The organism is Roseivirga misakiensis (assembly GCF_001747105.1).
Taxonomy (GTDB): Bacteria; Bacteroidota; Bacteroidia; order Cytophagales; family Cyclobacteriaceae; genus Roseivirga; species Roseivirga misakiensis.
On record NZ_MDGQ01000005.1, the window covers coordinates 2,355,289 to 2,373,131 of the forward strand.

At 39.8% G+C, this 17,843-nt stretch carries 16 protein-coding genes; 5 read left to right on the forward strand and 11 right to left on the reverse strand.

The window, feature by feature from the left end; genetic code table 11:
* Positions 1 to 22 precede the first annotated feature (22 nt).
* Together BFP71_RS17955 and BFP71_RS17960 are read left to right on the forward strand one after the other, a co-directional pair.
* Entirely contained in the window at positions 23 to 1,075 is a 1,053-nt protein-coding gene (locus tag BFP71_RS17955) for a Rieske 2Fe-2S domain-containing protein (RefSeq protein ID WP_069836788.1), read from the forward strand.
* Positions 1,076 to 1,088: 13 nt separating this feature from the next.
* The gene (locus tag BFP71_RS17960) at positions 1,089 to 1,664 is read left to right on the forward strand and encodes a hypothetical protein (protein ID WP_069836789.1); all 576 of its coding nucleotides are present in this window, start codon (positions 1,089 to 1,091) and stop codon (positions 1,662 to 1,664) included.
* On the opposite strand, the gene BFP71_RS17965 is transcribed toward BFP71_RS17960, so the two are convergent.
* The 3 genes from BFP71_RS17965 to ispG are packed head-to-tail and all read right to left on the reverse strand — an operon-like array spanning position 1,661 to position 4,241.
* Positions 1,661 to 2,014 (reverse strand): MmcQ/YjbR family DNA-binding protein, encoded by a 354-nt coding sequence (locus BFP71_RS17965; protein WP_069836790.1) that lies wholly within the window; start codon positions 2,012 to 2,014, stop codon positions 1,661 to 1,663. The two genes, BFP71_RS17960 and BFP71_RS17965, sit on opposite strands and share 4 nt — an antisense overlap.
* Before the next feature lie 24 nt (positions 2,015 to 2,038).
* Positions 2,039 to 2,263, reverse strand: a complete 225-nt coding sequence (locus BFP71_RS17970; protein WP_245701866.1) for a DUF6728 family protein — start codon at positions 2,261 to 2,263, stop codon at positions 2,039 to 2,041.
* Positions 2,264 to 2,267: 4 nt separating this feature from the next.
* Positions 2,268 to 4,241 carry a (E)-4-hydroxy-3-methylbut-2-enyl-diphosphate synthase gene (gene ispG / locus BFP71_RS17975; protein ID WP_088125110.1) on the reverse strand — a complete coding sequence of 658 codons (1,974 nt, stop codon included), beginning with the start codon at positions 4,239 to 4,241 and terminating at the stop codon, positions 2,268 to 2,270.
* A gap of 440 nt (positions 4,242 to 4,681) precedes the next feature.
* Here ispG and BFP71_RS17980 point away from each other — a divergent pair, with 440 nt between their 5' ends.
* Positions 4,682 to 5,407, forward strand: a complete 726-nt coding sequence (locus tag BFP71_RS17980; RefSeq protein ID WP_069836792.1) for a hypothetical protein — start codon at positions 4,682 to 4,684, stop codon at positions 5,405 to 5,407.
* Positions 5,408 to 5,439: 32 nt separating this feature from the next.
* Here BFP71_RS17980 and BFP71_RS17985 read toward each other — a convergent pair whose 3' ends face one another.
* Complete coding sequence (locus BFP71_RS17985; protein ID WP_069836793.1) at positions 5,440 to 6,144, reverse strand: SDR family oxidoreductase; 705 nt, start codon at positions 6,142 to 6,144, stop codon at positions 5,440 to 5,442.
* 204 nt (positions 6,145 to 6,348) lie between these two features.
* On the opposite strand from BFP71_RS17985, the gene BFP71_RS17990 reads away from it, so the two are divergent.
* The gene (locus tag BFP71_RS17990; protein WP_069836794.1) at positions 6,349 to 7,080 is read left to right on the forward strand and encodes an MlaE family ABC transporter permease; all 732 of its coding nucleotides are present in this window, start codon (positions 6,349 to 6,351) and stop codon (positions 7,078 to 7,080) included.
* Positions 7,080 to 7,832, forward strand: coding sequence for an ABC transporter ATP-binding protein (locus BFP71_RS17995; protein WP_069836795.1), 753 nt, complete (start codon positions 7,080 to 7,082; stop codon positions 7,830 to 7,832). Before BFP71_RS17990 ends, BFP71_RS17995 begins: the two co-directional genes overlap by 1 nt.
* Before the next feature lie 20 nt (positions 7,833 to 7,852).
* On the opposite strand, the gene BFP71_RS18000 is transcribed toward BFP71_RS17995, so the two are convergent.
* The 7 genes from BFP71_RS18000 to BFP71_RS18025 all read right to left on the reverse strand — a co-directional run bounded on the left by BFP71_RS18000 (position 7,853) and on the right by BFP71_RS18025 (position 17,804).
* Entirely contained in the window at positions 7,853 to 8,749 is an 897-nt protein-coding gene (locus BFP71_RS18000) for a sulfurtransferase (protein WP_069836796.1), read from the reverse strand.
* A 104-nt stretch (positions 8,750 to 8,853) separates the two neighbouring features.
* Positions 8,854 to 12,309, reverse strand: a complete 3,456-nt coding sequence (locus BFP71_RS18005; protein WP_141719803.1) for a hypothetical protein — start codon at positions 12,307 to 12,309, stop codon at positions 8,854 to 8,856.
* Between the two features lie 2 nt (positions 12,310 to 12,311).
* Complete coding sequence (locus tag BFP71_RS18010; protein WP_069836798.1) at positions 12,312 to 15,932, reverse strand: sensor histidine kinase; 3,621 nt, start codon at positions 15,930 to 15,932, stop codon at positions 12,312 to 12,314.
* Between the two features lie 97 nt (positions 15,933 to 16,029).
* Positions 16,030 to 16,323 carry a DUF983 domain-containing protein gene (locus tag BFP71_RS18015; RefSeq protein WP_176723385.1) on the reverse strand — a complete coding sequence of 98 codons (294 nt, stop codon included), beginning with the start codon at positions 16,321 to 16,323 and terminating at the stop codon, positions 16,030 to 16,032.
* 61 nt (positions 16,324 to 16,384) lie between these two features.
* Complete coding sequence (locus BFP71_RS19190; protein WP_176723386.1) at positions 16,385 to 16,654, reverse strand: hypothetical protein; 270 nt, start codon at positions 16,652 to 16,654, stop codon at positions 16,385 to 16,387.
* A gap of 36 nt (positions 16,655 to 16,690) precedes the next feature.
* Positions 16,691 to 17,218: a DUF420 domain-containing protein gene (locus tag BFP71_RS18020; RefSeq protein ID WP_069836800.1), complete on the reverse strand. Its 528-nt coding sequence runs from the start codon at positions 17,216 to 17,218 to the stop codon at positions 16,691 to 16,693.
* Positions 17,219 to 17,225: 7 nt separating this feature from the next.
* Entirely contained in the window at positions 17,226 to 17,804 is a 579-nt protein-coding gene (locus BFP71_RS18025) for a hypothetical protein (protein ID WP_069836801.1), read from the reverse strand.
* Positions 17,805 to 17,843 lie beyond the last annotated feature (39 nt).

A 17,843-nucleotide genomic window follows, 5' to 3' on the forward strand; every position in this document is an offset into this window, starting at 1 on the left:
TATTCATTATGTTTGTATTTGAATGAAAGCAAGCAAATCGAATAACCTTCGTAATATTTGGTACATGGCCTGCCATGGTAGTGCGCTTAAAAAAGGAGCGACTATCGAAAAGGAAATTGATAGCGAAAAAATCCTTCTCGGCCGCGACGAACAAGGCAAAGTCTTCGCCCTGAGAAACCAATGTCCGCATAGAGGTATTCCACTAACTTATGGCAAATTCGATGGCTGTGAAATTGAATGCTGCTATCACGGTTGGCGCTTCAAAACGGATGGCACTTGCTCAAAAATACCTGCGCTACCACCCAACACTAAACTAGATGTAACTAAAGTCAGGGCGCCTTATTACCCTGTAAGAGAAGTTCACGGTTTAGTAATGATTTACTTGCCAAAAGATATGCGCAAACCCGAGGATATTGATGAAAGCTTGTTTCCTCAATTTCCATTGCCGAAGGAAAAGTCCTTCGACCTAGTCACCGCTAAACCGATGGCTTGTAGCCTGGACCACTCTGTTATTGGTTTAATTGACCCTGCTCACGTTCCTTTCGTACATCAATCGTGGTTTTTCAGAAAAAGCAATAATCTAAAACTGAAAGAAAAGAACTTTGCGCCTTCTCATTTGGGCTTTACGATGGTGAGGCACGCGCCTTCTAAAAACTCGGCGGCCTACAAGATTCTAAAGAAGGAACAAACCACAGAGATTAGTTTTCAAATTCCAGGTATTAGAATTGAGCATATAAAAGTCGGCGAAAATGTGATCCTAATCATGACTACGTTGACGCCAATTAATGAACACCAAACCGAACTCACTCAGTTTATCTATACCGACATTAATTGGTTTAAGTGGCTGAGGCCGATCTTTTATCGGTTTGCCGATACATTCATCCAACAGGATGTTGATGTTTTCCAAAAATTAAAAGAGGGGCTTAATAATAACCCACCGCTGATGCTCATGGGCGACCCCGATATGCAGGCCAAATGGTACAACGCAATTCGCGCGAGATATGAAAAATGTCAAGAGGAAAACACGCCTTTTGAGAACCCAATTAAAGCACAAACATTATATTGGCAGACCTAGTTAATAAGCCACGATGAAAAAATTTCAAAATCTACTTTTCCTCTCTTTTGCGCTACTCACTTTAGCCTGTGGTAATGATGATGGGCCTGGTATCACAGAAGAACAACGTCAGTTAATTATGGGTGATGCCACTGGCGATGGGGTTGTACAATTGGGGTTAACTGCGCCAATTACCGTTGATGTAGATTTAGTCCATTCAAACACTAGAGAGCTGGATATTAACTTTGATAGCGAAACGGATATAGTTGTAAGAGCTTATGAGGATTTTGGTGGAAACCCAAGAGGTTTAACGATTACAACTAGTAATACCTCCACTAGGATTCTGCTGGACGATAATGGAAACGTTCGTGCCCTCAATGCAGGTGAAGTAACGACAGTTTTATCCACAACTTGGGCCATGGCCGATGCATTGCCTTTAGCTGTTTTAGACGGCCAAACCATTTCGGGTATTTGGAATGGGTTGCAAAACAAATATGTGGCGGTGAGAATGGATGTGGGTAATAGTAGATTCTTAGCATGGATTGAATTAAGCGTAGATAATTACGACAACTACAAATTCCATAACTACGCGTTAAAACAAGTCCCCTAAAGGCTTTTTAGCTCTTCTTTTAATTTCTTGCTTAAACTGCTGGCTACCAATTCATAGGAATGATCGATTAAGTCTCTGATCATGTTATCAGGAACTGAACCATCTACAAAAACGGAATTCCAATGGGTTTTATTCATATGCCATCCGGGGCGGATGCCTTCCCATTGTTCCCTTAATTCTGCGGATTTTTCTGGCTCACATTTAAGGTTAATAAATTCGAAATGGTCTAAACCAGTCAGGGCAAACATTTTACCCATCACTTTTAGCACTAGGGTATCTGGGCCAAAAGGTGTTTCCTCAGTAACGCCGGGTTTGGCGATACAATAATCTCTGAACTCATCGATATACATTGAGTTCAATTTAATTATCCTCTTTTACATTCGGGAGATAAACCTTCCAATTATCACAGCGGCGGCTATCAAAAACATCACGATTGATATTTTATTTACTGTGTGCATGGCCTTCAAGTTGAAATTGCTAGGTCGGTTGGCATCTTTCTTCCTAAAGAAATAACCCCAAACCGGACCAAAATCAAAGGCTTCTTTCGCTGTCAATTTCACCTTCTTATTCTCTTCAATGTTCTTATTTTCTTCTGACATACTCCTACATTTCTACGGCTTGCGGTTCCATCCACTTACCATCTGCCCTAATTATTTCTATCAATTCGTCAACTGCATGCTCCGAAGGGACTCCCCTCTTTACCACATCTTGACCCTTATACAAAGTGATTTTACCTTTACCCGAACCCACATAACCAAAGTCTGCATCGGCCATTTCTCCTGGACCATTTACGATACAGCCCATAATGCCAATCTTCACACCTTTTAAGTGATCCGTACGTTTACGAATCATTGCCGTAGTTTCTTGTAAGTCGAAAAGTGTTCTACCGCAACTCGGACAAGAAATATATTCGGTCTTGGTCATTCGAGTTCTACCTGCTTGAAGTATTCCGAAAGCCGTTTGATTCTTCAGTTTTAGGGTATCAAGATTATCTGAGGCATTTGCTGAAAGCATAACCCCATCTCCAAATCCATCTACTAATAATCCACCAATATCGGTCGAAGCATTAATCAGGAATTGCTCCTCATCTTCCACTTGGTACTGGTTAGTTATAATCACTGGAACCTTTAAGACTCTTTTTTCCAATTCGAAAAAGAACCTTCTCAACGCAGGCATGTTGTGGTCATTTGTAGTCTCTAGTAAAACCACCAAGTTATCCGCCTCCAAAATGGCCATTGTATCGGCATCAAGGTCAGCGGCATTCAACTTTAAAAAGTTCAATGTATCGTCACACTGATCAGCCTCCTGCAGTTGCGTTAGCGTGTAAACTGGATGTCTATTCTTTTTGTCATCCAAACCAATCCAAACTGGATAATCAATCAAGGACCGGATACCATTGGGTAGCATAAACGGGATGACTCGCGATCCTGAATACACAAAATCTGCCCCTTGGTCATTCATTGTCCACTTATCTGGTTCTGGGAGATAAAAATGACCGATAGCTTTTAAATCCTTTATCCCAACAGCTTTTAACGTACTGAAATCCGCAATTACGCGTGGCACATTGGTTGCCCCAATGTTGATAATCTCTCTTGTCGATCTTTTATGATAAGCAAAAGGATCAATGGGGGATTCATCGATATCAGGAATCACCTCATGATTATTTCTTGTCGCGTACCGATCGACCAGTTTCCTAGCAACGGGTGCTTCAAACTCTGGTTCTTCGGTGAGCGAGACCCTGACGGTATCTCCCAAACCATCTTCCAGCAGCGTACCGATACCTACAGCAGATTTTATCCTACCATCTTCCGCCTCTCCTGCCTCAGTAACGCCCAAGTGGAGTGGATACGGCTTCAAACCCTCTTCTTCTAGTTTGTTAACTAAAAGGCGGTAGGCCTCTACCATTACCTGTGCATTACTGGACTTCATACTGATCACAATCTGATCATAAGAAAGGTCTTCGCAAATCCTTAAAAACTCTAGGGCTGACTCCACCATGCCCAAAGCCGTATCTCCATAGCGACTCATGATTCTATCCGAAAGCGATCCATGATTAGTGCCTATCCTCATGGCTGTACCATGGGCTTTGCATAACTCGACTAATGGTGTGAAGCGTTTACGAATTCGCTCCAATTCAGCTTCGTAGGTTTCGTCAGTATATTCTATATTTTCGAATCGTTTTTTATCAGCGTAGTTTCCTGGGTTAACCCGAACTTTTTCCACGATTTGAGCAGCCAGCTCAGCAGCATTTGGGGTAAAATGTATGTCCGCAACCAACGGAACGTTACATCCACGTTTTCTTAATTCATTTCTTATTACCCTGAGGTTTTCAGCTTCTTTTAAGCTTGGCGCGGTGATTCTAACAATTTCGCAACCGGCTTCTACCATACGCAAGGTCTGCTCCACCGAACCCATGGTATCCATTGTGTCAACCGTGGTCATAGATTGCACAACAATGGGGTTATCGCCACCGATAACCACGTCACCAACTTTAACAGGAATAGTTTTTCTACGGCTGTATTGGACTAGACTGTCGCAATATTTCTTAGTGGAAGCTACGCTCGAATTCATGGGCATCTGATTGCTTCAAAGATAACTCTAAAAGAAGTCATTTGTTACCCTGATTAACCTCAATGTCTAACAACTAAATAACCATTGCCAAACGTCAAGCAAAATACATAATCATAAAATCTAAACTTGATAAACTATTCATTAACAAGTAATCTATGATTAAGGAATGTTTTTTTACTGAATCTAATCATAGTATATCGTTGATTTAAAGCGTAGTTTCCAATACAGAACTTGAATCTTAACGATTAAACAATTCAATAACATTACCAAATATTTCAGATTGGATACCCAGTAGATGGCGAAAAAAATTAAGTATGTTCTGAAAGAACCTTCAATTTAGATGATGATCCTTTGGGCACCTCGTTTGTCGAGTATTGTGATAATACGACGGGGTCTGGTTTTACCTATGACACTGGTAAAATACAGTTTATTGTGTCACAAGAATAATGAGAAAAATAATTTTTAAAACGTTTATACTTTGTCTTTTGGGTCAATACAATTTCGTATTGGCCCAAAAAGAAGCACTATCACTAAACCTTAGGTTCGGTACTTTTAAGGACTGGACTTTTATTTCTGATCAAAACATTGACGGTATAATAGTAAACAACGGTTCTAACGATCCATACAATTACTTACAAGCAGGATTGGAATTAAAAGCTAGATTAAACAGTAAATTTTCAATTTCTGGAATAGCAGAACTCCCATTCGGAGAAATACCAAATTCTGTTTTAGTCTATGATTCAGAAAACATTGATCCTGTTTTTGGACCTGATATTAAAGCTTTTCCTAATTCCGTTTCGACGAGCAATTTCTCTCTTATTCTAAGTTATGAATTCCTACAGGTCAACAATTTTAAGGTAAGGATAAGCGCAGGACCTGACTTAATGATAAATCGCACAAACTCAGACGAAGATTTCGAATTCTTGAGAAGGGATAATCCACGTTTGTATGAATTAATGCCATCATTCAGGAATATACATCGGCCAGTCATCGGACAAATAAGGTACTCGATTGCCATCCGGTACAAGAAAGCATTTCTAGAATTTGTTTGGAGAGAAGACTTTGGTCAATCTACAACAGGCTCCTTAAATTTTGGCGGCAACATGTTTGAAATTGACACGAATCGTAGAATCACTATGCTTAGCTTGGGTTACGAATTATTTAAGTTTTAAATAACTCTCTTCTCCTTACTGGAGCCTACAAATTAAATATCACCCAATTGTGGTCTTAAAAGGATTTCCTCAACCACCGTTTGTTTGGATAAAGCATTTGTATTGAAAATAGCGTCGGCTATGTCGCTAGCTTTCATAAATCGGTCCTCTGGTAGTTCCACTCCCTCCCAACTCGCCGTGTATGTTGCCCCTGCCAGTAAAGAAGTGACACGGACACCATGTGGTTTCATTTCTTCACGAAGTGCTTTGGTGAATCCATGCAGTGCAAATTTTGAGATAGAATAACTACCGCCGTTAGCATAGGACTGAATACCGGCAATGGACCCAGTAGTGAATATATGACCATTTTGAGCACTTTTCATACCTCCTATAAGCGCTCTAGTAAGATAGTAGGCACTATATAAATTCGTTTCAATCATTTGCTCCAAACTGCCTTCGGCCTCCTCATGTACAGCACCAGGAATAAAAATCCCAGTATTATTCAAGAGCACATCCACTGGTTGATTCAAGGATTTTACTATTTCTGCAAAACGCTCTACGTCACTTTTTTTAGACATGTCCGTCGCTGATATGTGGACTGTTCCTAAATCAGGTTTTTCCAATTCCAGCTTCAGAGCTTCAAGATCCGCTTGGCTTCTAGCACAAGTAACTATATCGAACCCAGCCATGTAAAATTTCTCCACTGTCGCTCGTCCGATTCCTTTAGTTCCGCTACTAATTACTGCTAGTTTTCTCATCTAAAATCGTTCATGTTTTACTGTCTTGCCTCTTTATACAAATCTTCCGAAGCCAACATTTTCTAAAGATAGTGTCTTCTTTGGAATTCATCTTAACCGAATTATGTTGATCAAGGAGTATTAGTTTTTAATGTTTTGAGAAGCCTTTATTTCAAGTTTTGTTATTTTACCGATTATTGGCGCAGCACAAAGATTCTCAGCTAAATGCAGAACTTAGGTAAGTACGTTTTATTTCTCGGAGCCCTTTTCAAGAACCGCGAGTCTTTTAAGACATACGCCAAGCTGACTATTGACGAATGTATTTTAGTTGGTCTGAATAGTATTGTGTTAGTCTCCATAGTCTCTATTTTCATGGGAGCTGTATCCACTTTACAAACAGCCTATAACTTAGTCAACCCACTTATTCCAGATAATGTCATCGGGCTGGTAGTGAGGGATTTGACCATTCTCGAACTGGCTCCAACTATCACTGGAATCATTTTCGCGGGTAAGGTAGGATCGAGTATCGCTGGAAACTTGGGCACCATGCGAATAACAGAGCAAGTAGATGCTTTGGAGGTCATGGGCATCAATCCGATTTCCTACTTGGTTTTACCTAAAGTTGTCGCAACACTGATGATGTACCCTTTCTTGGTTATTCTTGCCGGTAGCTTGGCCATTGGTGGTGGTTATTTAGCGGCAGAATTTGGCGGCGTTTTAAGTACAGCGGATTACTTAACTGGTCTGAGACTTGAATTCAATGAGTTCAGTGTTTATTTCGCCCTGATCAAGTCAGTCGTATTTGCCTTCCTTGTTTCAACTATTTCCGCTTATATGGGGTATTATACTAAGGGTGGAGCTTTAGAAGTAGGTCAGTCAAGTACAAGAGCAGTGACTGTTAGTTGTATTGCAATTCTCTTTAGTGATTTTGTATTAGCTCAATTACTTTTAGTCTGATGATAGAAGTTAAAAACCTTGTAAAATCCTTTGAAGACAAAATCATTCTCGATGATGTCAGTGGAATTTTTGAACAAGGTAAAACGAACCTCATCATTGGAGCGAGCGGATCCGGTAAAAGTGTGATGCTCAAAAATATAGTAGGCCTTTATCAGCCAGATTCGGGACAAGTACTCTACAATGGAAGAAACTTCGTAAATGCCGATCGCGATAAGAAAACTGAAATTCGACGTGAAATTGGAATGCTTTTTCAAGGCGGAGCTCTTTTCGATTCCAAAAATGTTGAGCAGAATGTAAAGTTCCCGTTAGATGTGCTCACAGATATGCCTGAAGACGAGAAGCTAGACCGGGTAAACTTTGTATTGAAACGGGTAAAACTGGAAAACACTAATAAAAGAATGCCATCCGAAATCAGTGGTGGTATGCAAAAGCGTGTCGGAATCGCTAGAGCGATCGTAAATAATTCGAAATACCTCTTTTGCGATGAACCCAACTCTGGTTTAGACCCCAGAACCTCTATACAAATAGACCAACTCTTACAAGAAATTACAGATGAGTATAAAATCACCACGATTATTGTGACTCATGATATGAATTCTGTGATGGAAATTGGTGAATACATTCTTTTCATCTCTGATAAGAAAAAACTCTGGGAAGGAAGTAATGAAGACATCATGCACTCTGGCGTAGAGGCATTAGATGACTTTGTTTTTGCCAATAAAATGATGAGGCGATTCAAAGGAATGAGCTAGGTCCAATAGCGCAGAAGCCTTTATTTACCATTCTCGACTTTATACTCTTCAGGAAGCGTATCCCACTCATTAAAAGAGCCATCGTATAAACGAGCGCTATAACCTAGATACTTGGCAAGTGTATAAATGGTAGATGCTCTCAAGCCCACATGACAATAAGCCACAACTTGCTCGCCATCGGCAACGCCTTGAGATTGATACATTTGATCCAATACTGATTTGTCTTTGATAAACATATTTTCATCGACCACATCTAACCAACAAATATTTCCTGCTCCTAAAATATGCCCACCTCTTTTATAATTCCCATACTCTGACCCACTATAGAAAGTGGCTCTTCTAGCATCTATGAGGTTGATATCACCTTTATCAGCCGACTTACGAACGTATTTTTTATCGACTTTTATCTTTTTAGACCTTTTGAGCTTCACTGTTCCGATTGAGGTTGGCTCAACTGTAGGTTGTTCCTTAGTAATAGGCAGATTGTTCGATTTCCAGCCTTTTAGGCCACCGTCTAAAATGCTTACACGATCGGCTAAACCGAAATAATCCAAGGTAAAGAAAAGCCTAAAAGTAGCCGCATGATCATCTCCTCCATAATAGAGCACAATCCTTGAATCAGTATTTATGCCTTTAGACGCTAGCGTAGAATCCATTTTAGAAGTCTCAGGAAGTTCCCAGTATAAACCATCCCTTACTACAGTAAATTCTGGAGGATTAATTAACTGTGCACCTTTAATATGGCCAGCGTCATATGACTTTTGATCCGCTACATGCAACAAGACCAGATTGGCGTCAGATTGGTGGTTTTGCAACCAAGACTGGTCTACAAATATCTGACTACCCTGACTGAAAGATGTATTGACAAAGGCTGTTAGCAGAATTGCGATGAATGAAAGGTGTTGAAGCTTCTTCATGAGATTTGACTTTAGGATAACTAAATTAAGTCAAATCAGTAGAAATCAAGTGTCTAAAAGCCATTTTCGGCTATGGGTTATTATACTTTTTTAGTAGAAAGATTTTAGAAGAGAGCGCTCACTTGTACCCTACCAAAATGAACGGCGCGGCTTTCCGCCGACTTTCGACCGTCGTATCTTAAGATTAATTGTAGCCCTTTTCCTAGTTTCTGTTGCCAATTTATATTCCAAGTTAGGTTCTGGCCTGGCCTAAGTGCTTCCAAAAGCTCATAACCTACGGGTGTATTTTCAACGCCTTGAAAATCGATGTCCACAAATGAAAAAGTACTGCTTATAGTCGTTTTTGTCGCCTTTGAATAACGCATATTCAGTTCAATTTCATTCAAAAGTGCGGTTTCACCTTCTCCTTCAACAAACAAGTTTTGTTTATCCTTCCTAGATAGCCTTCCAGTAAACCTAAAACTGTTAAAAGGTTGCCAAGATAATGAGGGCTGTACAGTGGATTGTTCTACCTGATAGTTGCGCTGGGTTAGTACGTTAGAGGTATTTCCTCTACTGCCATCAATGTAATTGATATCTAGGTTTACATTTCTGTTTATGTTCCAACGCACGTGCATCCTGACATCCTTATTGGCCCTCTTTTCAAAACCATTGAGCAAAAGCTGTTTATTCTCAATCTGAGCAATACCGATATCTGCTCCAAATTTGGCATTCGACCTGTTAAAGAAAAGCGTAGACCTAACACTTTCGTTCAGAGCCAGCGTAGCGTCATCGGGGACATTAACAGGCCACAACCTATTTCCCAAATTGTCATCTGTGATCTTACTATTGAGCGACCAAGCGGTCACGTTTGAGAAATGCGAAACAAACTTTTTAAACCCACTCTCCTTTCTCCAAGACCGCGGTAGATTCAAATTAAATCGATAAGAAATGATTGTATTAAAGGCCTCTTCGAAGGTGTCGGTGGGTACGAAAATTTTAGCATAGTTCTTCTCATCTGGATTAATTGCGATATAGAATTCGTTTAAGTCTTGAATACCATCGCTGTTATCATCTCGCCAAGTATGCGTACCCTGTCCCGTCGGCACTAGAATAAAAATAAATTCACGCCTCAGTTCTCGACTGTTGGAAAGGTTATAATTCAACTCTGTTTGTATCACCCGATCGAAAAACGATCCCGTCCAATCCAATCTCCCCATGACGGTTTCATCATTCGTATTCTCACCAGACTCATTTAAGTTTTCAAGGTTTCTATAGGTGAACAACAGATAAAGCCTATTTGTACTGTTGATGTTGGTTCTGAAAAATGCATTCCAGGTCTCCGATCGATTATTATCCAGCAGTGTCCCATTAATCGGCAGCCTATCTTCTCGAAACTGATAGTCTATACCATAGGTAGTTTTGAGCGTATCTGAATTTTTAAGGTAAAACGTATGCTCAGTAAAATTCATAGCAGTACTAATAATAGCCTGATCATCTACCCTTTTCACTTGGTTTCGGTCTTGCCGATATCGATAACCTGGCGTGAACCATTTGCTGCCATAAGCCACGTCTAACCTCACTCTATTCCACGATGAGTTTAACGTAACTTGATCATTGCTCATGAAGAACGCGTCCAAATTAGTTTGAAACTTCCCCAACGATTTGGAAAACTTCAAATAATGCTGAAATCCATTGACTCCCAAGGTGTTGCCACGTTTCCGATAAACCATTCGATAGTCAAATCGATTCGCGTTGTCCTTTGTTAAGTTAAAGTTTGCATCCAGAAGGTTCTCAGCAGCAGGCTCTGAAATTTGAGTTGGGTTAAAACTCCAATCCCTATCAAATTCAATAAACCTAAGCCGATCGATGAATGAAAAAGACTCGTTATCTCTCTCAAAAGAAACTTCTGAATTCAATTTATAATCGGGTAGTAGTCTTACGGGTCTATCTACACTTCTATAGATCAATTTGATAGCACTGCCATCGTCATCTTCAGCATCTAATTCAGAGAAAAGGTTTAAGTCATTTTTAGAAAATGCAACTTCAGTCTCCAGTTGATCATAGTCGTTTAGTTTTACACCCGCTCCAAGGGTAATCATGGATTTTTGGTTAGGTGCATTGAGCACCGACACTGGTTCATAGTTTCCTTGAGGAGCCCCATTTATTGGTGCTATCCACTCGTAAATGCGACCATTGGCTGTAGAAGTTAACAAAACGTAATTACCCATTCCTGCCCCAACTTCGGTAAACTGGACATTGAAAAAAGCACTGTCGGGATTGGTGGAGTATTGAAAAATATCGAATGGATTATTACCGGCATCAAACCCAGTAGTCCGTCGGTATAGAATGATGTCTTGCGTAAACCCTACGCTATCGGCTCTACTCGTTATGGCTTGATCCAAATTATCACCTGCATTGGCCAAAATCCTTTTTTCATCTCCTGTTAAGTCAAAGGCTAGTGGTTGATTCCTGTTATCCTTTTCATTGTAGAAGTTGAAGCTAAAATTCACAACGTCATTGGACTGATAATGACTAGCTTGAAATATAGACCTCGTATAATTCTGATCAGAAAATTCATAATCTACCCGGATACGGGTAAACTTGGTGATCAAGACTTTGTTAGTAAATGTGATTTCGCCTAGGTTATAGTCAATTACGTAGTCATTGTCAAAACCACGGGTTTGCAACTCTCCATCAATAAAAACCTTCTCTGAACCTGCTAGAATTATGATAAAGCGCTCATTCTGCGGGCCTCTAACTCTATATGGACCCAATACTCCTTCAATTGGATCAATTGAGATCGAGGCAAAACGGCCTTTTGCCACAGAACCTGCAAAACTTGTTTCTGCTTTAAAACCACCGCTCAATTCATAGTTGGATTTAAACTGCGCCCCTTGAACATTTTTATAAAATCGGAGAAAATTGGATCTCCCATTTCTCAACACAACATCACCTGCTCTCAACGAAAATTTATCGTTATACAATTCTATCGATACATTATCGAAGTCCTGTAGTTGTTGGGTATTTCCCTCTGGCTGAAAGGGCACATTTCGATCGGTAATCACGGCTCTTAAATTCACTTTATCCGTTAACTGGCCTTCCATTTGAAGATTCAGTGTGGAGTTGACGAAAACATCTTGCCTATTCCCAAAAGACACTCCTCGTGTAATACTCCCGGTTTTAGTGATGTTTTCAGTGGTAATGATCTCTTCTCGTTTGGGGAGGGCTAATTGTTGTTGAAATCGGATGGCATCTTTAAAAAGCGCCGTGGAATCATAGATATCCAAAGTCTTATTTGCCTTCGGGGTATGCAAATCAAATGGGAGTGTTTTATAGCAAACCAGTACCGAGTCTACGCCTTGCTTTGGGATGAGGATGGTGTTTTTGCTAAGCTCAAACTTAAATTGGATATCGTTTGAGGGTGCCTTGATATAAATTGACTCAGGGTACACCGTGAGCGAGTCCAAAACGATCGGTTCATCGAAGGTTTCAACCCATTTACACGTCTCGTTTGTCTGCCCTTTTAACAGGCCAGAAAAGAGAAAAATCAGTAAAAAGGTTATTAAACCACGAAGCACATTCAATCGGTTAGCGGAAACTCCAAATAGAAGGTGGTACCCCTTCCAAGAGTTGAATCAAACCAAATACTCCCACCGGCATGTTCTACCCCACGTTTGGCAATAGCTAAACCTATTCCAGAGCCCTCTTCCTTCGTACTAAATTTAGGAATAAAAATCTTCTCCTTGATGTCGTCAGGAATACCTGCTCCGTTATCTTCAAAGGTTATACGTGCCTTATTATGTGTCACAATTACTTCAATTGAGAGTGTTGCTGACATATCTTTTGGTACGGCTTGAGCAGCATTTAAAATCAGATTATTGAAAATTCTCCCCAGTAACTTGGTGTCTCCTAATACCCAAACGGGTTGCTTTGGAATATTTGTATTTAGGGTGATGTTATCTCCTTTAAACAGTCGGACAGCTTTCCTTAATTCTTCTACCAAGTCCAGCCGTTCACTGATCGGAATAGGCATTTTAGCAAATGACGAGAACGAGGTGGCAATATCGCTCAACGTTTCCACTTGGCTTAAAAGACTATCGATTGGCTTATTGAAGTCTGAACTAACATCTGGAGCTTGGGCTAGCACTCTTTTTAGATGTTGAAGTTTTAGCTTCATTGGTGTCAATGGGTTTTTAATTTCGTGCGCTACTTGTTGGGCCATTTCACGCCAAGCACTCTCCTTTTCGCTCATGGCTAGTGCTTTTTTACTCTTCTCTAAATTCAGGAGCATCTTATTGTATTCCCGAACCATCAAACCGATCTCATCGTTGGCTTGCCACTCCAATGGTTCGTTGAGCGTAGAAAACGTCGTAGACTTGATCCTTTGTGTCAAGTATTTAAAAGGATAGGTCAAGATTCGTGAGGCCAAAAACGAGAGAATCACGAAGATGACGAAGATGAATGTAAAGGCATTCAATATGTTTGACAGAATATCTCGTTGTTCAGATTTCAGCTGCTTTTCGGATTCGAAAAATGGCATACTGAGTATCCCTAACAACCTATCGTCTTCGTTGGATCGAATTCCAAAAAATGTCGCTTTATACCTTAAATCCCTTACTCGCTCTTCACTGAGTTGTTCCTTGTTTCCAGACTCCGCGATATTGGCCATAGCATTTGGATTTGCAAAAGATGCCAGCAGGTCATTTTCAAATATGAGCCTTTGGTTGGTTGCTATCAGGCGTCCATTGATATTAAACAGGTTGATGTCGGCCTGAGCATATTGACTTATTTCGGTAATTCTACTTTCTAACGTTTCGTTATTCTCATTTTGGCCTTCTAGAAATGCTTGTAGCTGATTGGCTAAGTTATTTGCGGCGCTTTCCGTAATTGATAGATACTGGGTTTCGATCTTTTCTTCGACTGTTTTATTCACTAACCGAAGCACGACTATGCTTACGATGATTAATGGTAAGAAAAAGGCGAAATTCAGCAGTATCTGAATCTTGGCAGATATTGTAGTACTTGTTTTTCTGATATTATAGAACACTCCACTCACGCCAAAAATCATGATGATAGCCGCTACCATGAGTAAAAAGAATAGCGCGAAGTTGGTGATTAGGTATTTTGTCGGGTAAACTGGATTACTGATCACATAGGTATCATTTCCATCGCTTCGAACTGCCAAATGATGGTAACCGTCTATGATTAAGCCTTCCTCATATAAAGCTGGATTTGCTAGACGACTTACATTAAAGTAGCGCTGGTAATTAAAGTTCCCACTGCTTGAAGAGAGGCCCGAAGCATCATAAAAAGCATAGTCAAAGTTCTCTTCTTGGTTGGCCTCAAAAGTTTCGTCCAGCAACAGCCTCGGGAGAATACTGTTGTTCAACTGCTCTTTTCTATCGAGTTTGATGATGATATACCCAACCGTAGCATTGTAGCGCTTAATCTCATTGAAAAGTATGTATTGATTTACCGTAAAAGGATAACTCTGCCTAAAGTGATATAAACCTTCAAAATCGGTTCCGTTCGCTGGGACAGCATATTGCTTCCTTAATCCTTGATAGCTATCATATGTATTGCTATTTATCGCTCTACCTCGGCCATTAAAAAGAAGAATCTCTATTTCATATTTATCGAAATAATCGCCCAAGTATTTCCGCTGAATAACTTGTCTGATCGGCTCTTTTGGGGTAAATGGACTTGAGATTCCTGTTTGAATCGCAATATTGTCCTTTATGTTTTCTTTTGCTTGTGATAACAGAAACTCAGCCAATAGATCATTCTTAGTCATTAGCCTTGTGGCTTGACTTTGCTTCTCTTGAATGTTATCCTCGACGATATGTGTGGTTAGAATAGCCGTACTAACGGAGGCCATCAAAAATGCAGCAATAAAAAAATAGAGGAACGTCGAATAGTTTACTTTATCCAGTTGATCGGATAGCTTAAAGTTATAAACGATTAACAGGTAACCGAATAGCATACTCAGAATCAGCGCTACTTGCATTTCGAAGATCAAACCAATAGCGATACTGAGCAACAAAAGGGTTACTAAGAGTATATTCACCACTCTTCCATTTTCAATCAGGCGATAAGATTTGCTAAGATACTGGCCGATAAGAAATGGTGTGATCGCGACAATGAATAGGGCGAAATAGACAATGACTTTGAAAGGCGTAAAGCTGATATCTTTGGCCACATCAAAAGACCATTGTGAGTTAACCAGCAAAGATTCAAGTTGCGAAATAAAGTATAACAACGCTGCCACCAAAACGACCAGTGGTAGGATGGTATGGATTAACTTAGTTTGCGCTCTATGCATTAATCGCTTGACAAACACGGTGTACCCATAACTCACCACAACTAAAATGGCAATCTGGTTTAGTATGAAATCTCCTAATGACGGTTGCCACCAACTAGATGCATAACTATCTGGTTCGAATAGTGACCATTCGATGATGCTTAATGGATATTCGTACCGAAGCATACTTAGCCTTGTAACTAAGAGAAACAAGGTCACTAGTGCCAATGCAAAATAAGGCCGATTATGTTCAACCAATTTCTGGCTATATAAAAAGCCCGACCAGATAAAGGCCACGATGGCAATGAGGTAAAGAATAAAAATGAAGGTTGAAAAACTAGGGTAGTCAATTTTCATTCGCTCCGTTCCGCTAAACGAAAACAGGAAGGTCCCTTGTGGAGAATAGATATTGAGGTTAGGATTGCTTTCAGTATCCGCGAGCGCAAATGAAGAACGGCCAAAGATCTTTCCATTTAAACCAAACTCTTCAAAAGACTTATTTAGTGGTACGACCGACGAGAGTGGTAAAAGCGCATATATCTCAACGATTCTATTTTCGGCACTATTAATCACTTTTCGCCGAGCGATAAACTGTCCGCTCTTTAGGTCGATGAATCGATAAATATAGGTGCCGTCCAACGTACCATATTTTGGAACGAAGCTATTGGTACTCCAATAAATAACATTTCCATTTTCATAGATAAAGTAAGGCAACTCTTCATCGGGCTTAAATCGATTAAAAAGCCGATTTAAATCTACGATAGCATCGTTACTGATTGACTCAATGTGATCGTCGAGGCGATTAAGTTCTAAATGAAGGTTTTCTGTGATTTGTTCTTGCGGGTCTACTCTCCTTTTCTGATCAGAAAATATAGCCTCGTCAATTACGAGCGTGATCATCAGTAAAAGTATACTGACAATTAGGAATTTGTTCGTACCAAAAAATCCTTTTGTTAAGCTCAAAATCTAGATGCAACTAGGGTATAAACGGAATCTACTAATTATTTTCCGTTCGCTCTAATTCACTTTTGTACTTCAGTCCACCGAAGATATACAGATAAAAAATTCGAGCGTATCGGAACATTAGCGGATACAGCAAAAATACTTCCGAAATTATCGCGATGAGGTAAACATTTTCAGAAACAGGATGAAAGAATGCATAAATGATGAATGCACTCACTAAAAACAACCCAACGGAGAATGCGTAACTGATGTACATAGCCCCGTCAAAAAATCGTGGTTCCTTCTCAAATCTCACATTACACACTTCGCAGTGTGTTCGTGTTTTCATAAAGTTTTTTAAGTTGTATGCTCCGTGAGTAAAAAGGTGACCCTCTCTACATTGAGGACATTTACCCTGCAATACCGCTAGACCTTTGGACTTTGTTGACATTTCTTCTGCTTTTCTTATACCACAAATAGGCAATTAGACATACCAATGTGTAGGGTGCAAAGAATAAGTAAAGGATTCCAAGGTTAAGATTTGAAGCCATAGATGTTTCACCTGCGGCTACTGTCGACTCTACCGAACCGCGGCACATAGCACATTGTGCAAATACATTAGCATTGATAAAAACCAAGGCTATTATTAAAAAGAAGGATCTCTTTAACTGTTTTAGCATAGTACAAATTTAGTGCTCAAAGTATTCATATCCCACTTAATGTGTATAATATGGACTGATCATTAAATAAACAATAACACCAGTTACTGATACATATAGCCAGATTGGAAACGTATATTTTACGATCTTTTTATGCCGATCTATCATTCCGTTCAATGCGTAATAAAACGCGAGTAATACCAACGGCACAACGCCTATTGACAATGCTATATGGGTAAGTAAAAAGAAGAAATAGACATACTTAGAAGCATCTTCAGCTCCGTAAGATGTAGATTCCGCACTAGCATGGTAAGTAACATAGCACAATAGAAAGATGGCGCCTAGTATAAAAGCCGCACCATTGAATTTCTTGTGAAGTTCAATATTCTTCTTCTTGACAAAAACAAAAGCCAGAATTAAACAAATAGATGTTAGAGTGTTGATACCGCCGATGACATGTGGCAGCGTGTAAACCCAGTCCCCTAAATCAAGTTTGGTTGGCAGACCTAATAACACGGCTACCGCCAATGGAATAGCTACAGATAGTAGCTTGATCCAAAACATAGATTTCTTTTGTTCGGCCATGCGATGACTACTTTGATTTTAAAATCCTTAACTCTAAAATGAGGCGATCTGTTTCCTCTCTTTCTAAAATATTATAGTACCCTCTAATCTTATTTTCTCCATCCACTAAAACCACCCTATTATCTAGGTTACTCATAGCCATGCTACAGTATTTTAGGTTTGACCATCGGGTAGAATCGAGTTGATTAATCGTCCAAAATTGATCTAAGAATTGAATTCTCTTATCGTAATCCGTGATGTCTGACTTTTGGATTGAGTTCCCATTAAGAAATGTAGACAAGGCGATATCTTTCTCATCATAGAAAACATCTTGAACTCTTTCTAATGCTTCTAATCGGGTTTTTAATACGGGTCCGTCTAATCGCTCAAAGTGAATAACTTTCAATCCACCCTGAGGTACAAACTCATTATTTACAATATACTGTTGAGGAGTTCTATCCAAACATGGTGTAGGTAAAGAATCTGTTAAACCCTGTTCGTAGTAAACTGGAATTGTAAATTCGTTTCGTCCGAAAATTTTAAGAAAAACAAAAATCGCGGCTGGAAGTATAATCAGCAAAAACAGAAATACACCTTTTTTTCTCATGGCATAAAAACTAAAAAATCAGGCCACGTAAATGACCTG

Coding starts and splice junctions, on each gene's coding strand:
- BFP71_RS17955 (WP_069836788.1), top strand. CDS start 23: ATGAAAGCAAGCAAATCGAATAACCTTCGTAATATTTGGTACATGGCC.
- BFP71_RS17960 (WP_069836789.1), top strand. CDS start 1,089: ATGAAAAAATTTCAAAATCTACTTTTCCTCTCTTTTGCGCTACTCACT.
- BFP71_RS17965 (WP_069836790.1), bottom strand. CDS start 2,014: ATGTATATCGATGAGTTCAGAGATTATTGTATCGCCAAACCCGGCGTT.
- BFP71_RS17970 (WP_245701866.1), bottom strand. CDS start 2,263: ATGTCAGAAGAAAATAAGAACATTGAAGAGAATAAGAAGGTGAAATTG.
- ispG (WP_088125110.1), bottom strand. CDS start 4,241: ATGCCCATGAATTCGAGCGTAGCTTCCACTAAGAAATATTGCGACAGT.
- BFP71_RS17980 (WP_069836792.1), top strand. CDS start 4,682: ATGAGAAAAATAATTTTTAAAACGTTTATACTTTGTCTTTTGGGTCAA.
- BFP71_RS17985 (WP_069836793.1), bottom strand. CDS start 6,144: ATGAGAAAACTAGCAGTAATTAGTAGCGGAACTAAAGGAATCGGACGA.
- BFP71_RS17990 (WP_069836794.1), top strand. CDS start 6,349: ATGCAGAACTTAGGTAAGTACGTTTTATTTCTCGGAGCCCTTTTCAAG.
- BFP71_RS17995 (WP_069836795.1), top strand. CDS start 7,080: ATGATAGAAGTTAAAAACCTTGTAAAATCCTTTGAAGACAAAATCATT.
- BFP71_RS18000 (WP_069836796.1), bottom strand. CDS start 8,749: ATGAAGAAGCTTCAACACCTTTCATTCATCGCAATTCTGCTAACAGCC.
- BFP71_RS18010 (WP_069836798.1), bottom strand. CDS start 15,932: ATGATCACGCTCGTAATTGACGAGGCTATATTTTCTGATCAGAAAAGG.
- BFP71_RS18015 (WP_176723385.1), bottom strand. CDS start 16,323: ATGAAAACACGAACACACTGCGAAGTGTGTAATGTGAGATTTGAGAAG.
- BFP71_RS19190 (WP_176723386.1), bottom strand. CDS start 16,654: ATGCTAAAACAGTTAAAGAGATCCTTCTTTTTAATAATAGCCTTGGTT.
- BFP71_RS18020 (WP_069836800.1), bottom strand. CDS start 17,218: ATGGCCGAACAAAAGAAATCTATGTTTTGGATCAAGCTACTATCTGTA.
- BFP71_RS18025 (WP_069836801.1), bottom strand. CDS start 17,804: ATGAGAAAAAAAGGTGTATTTCTGTTTTTGCTGATTATACTTCCAGCC.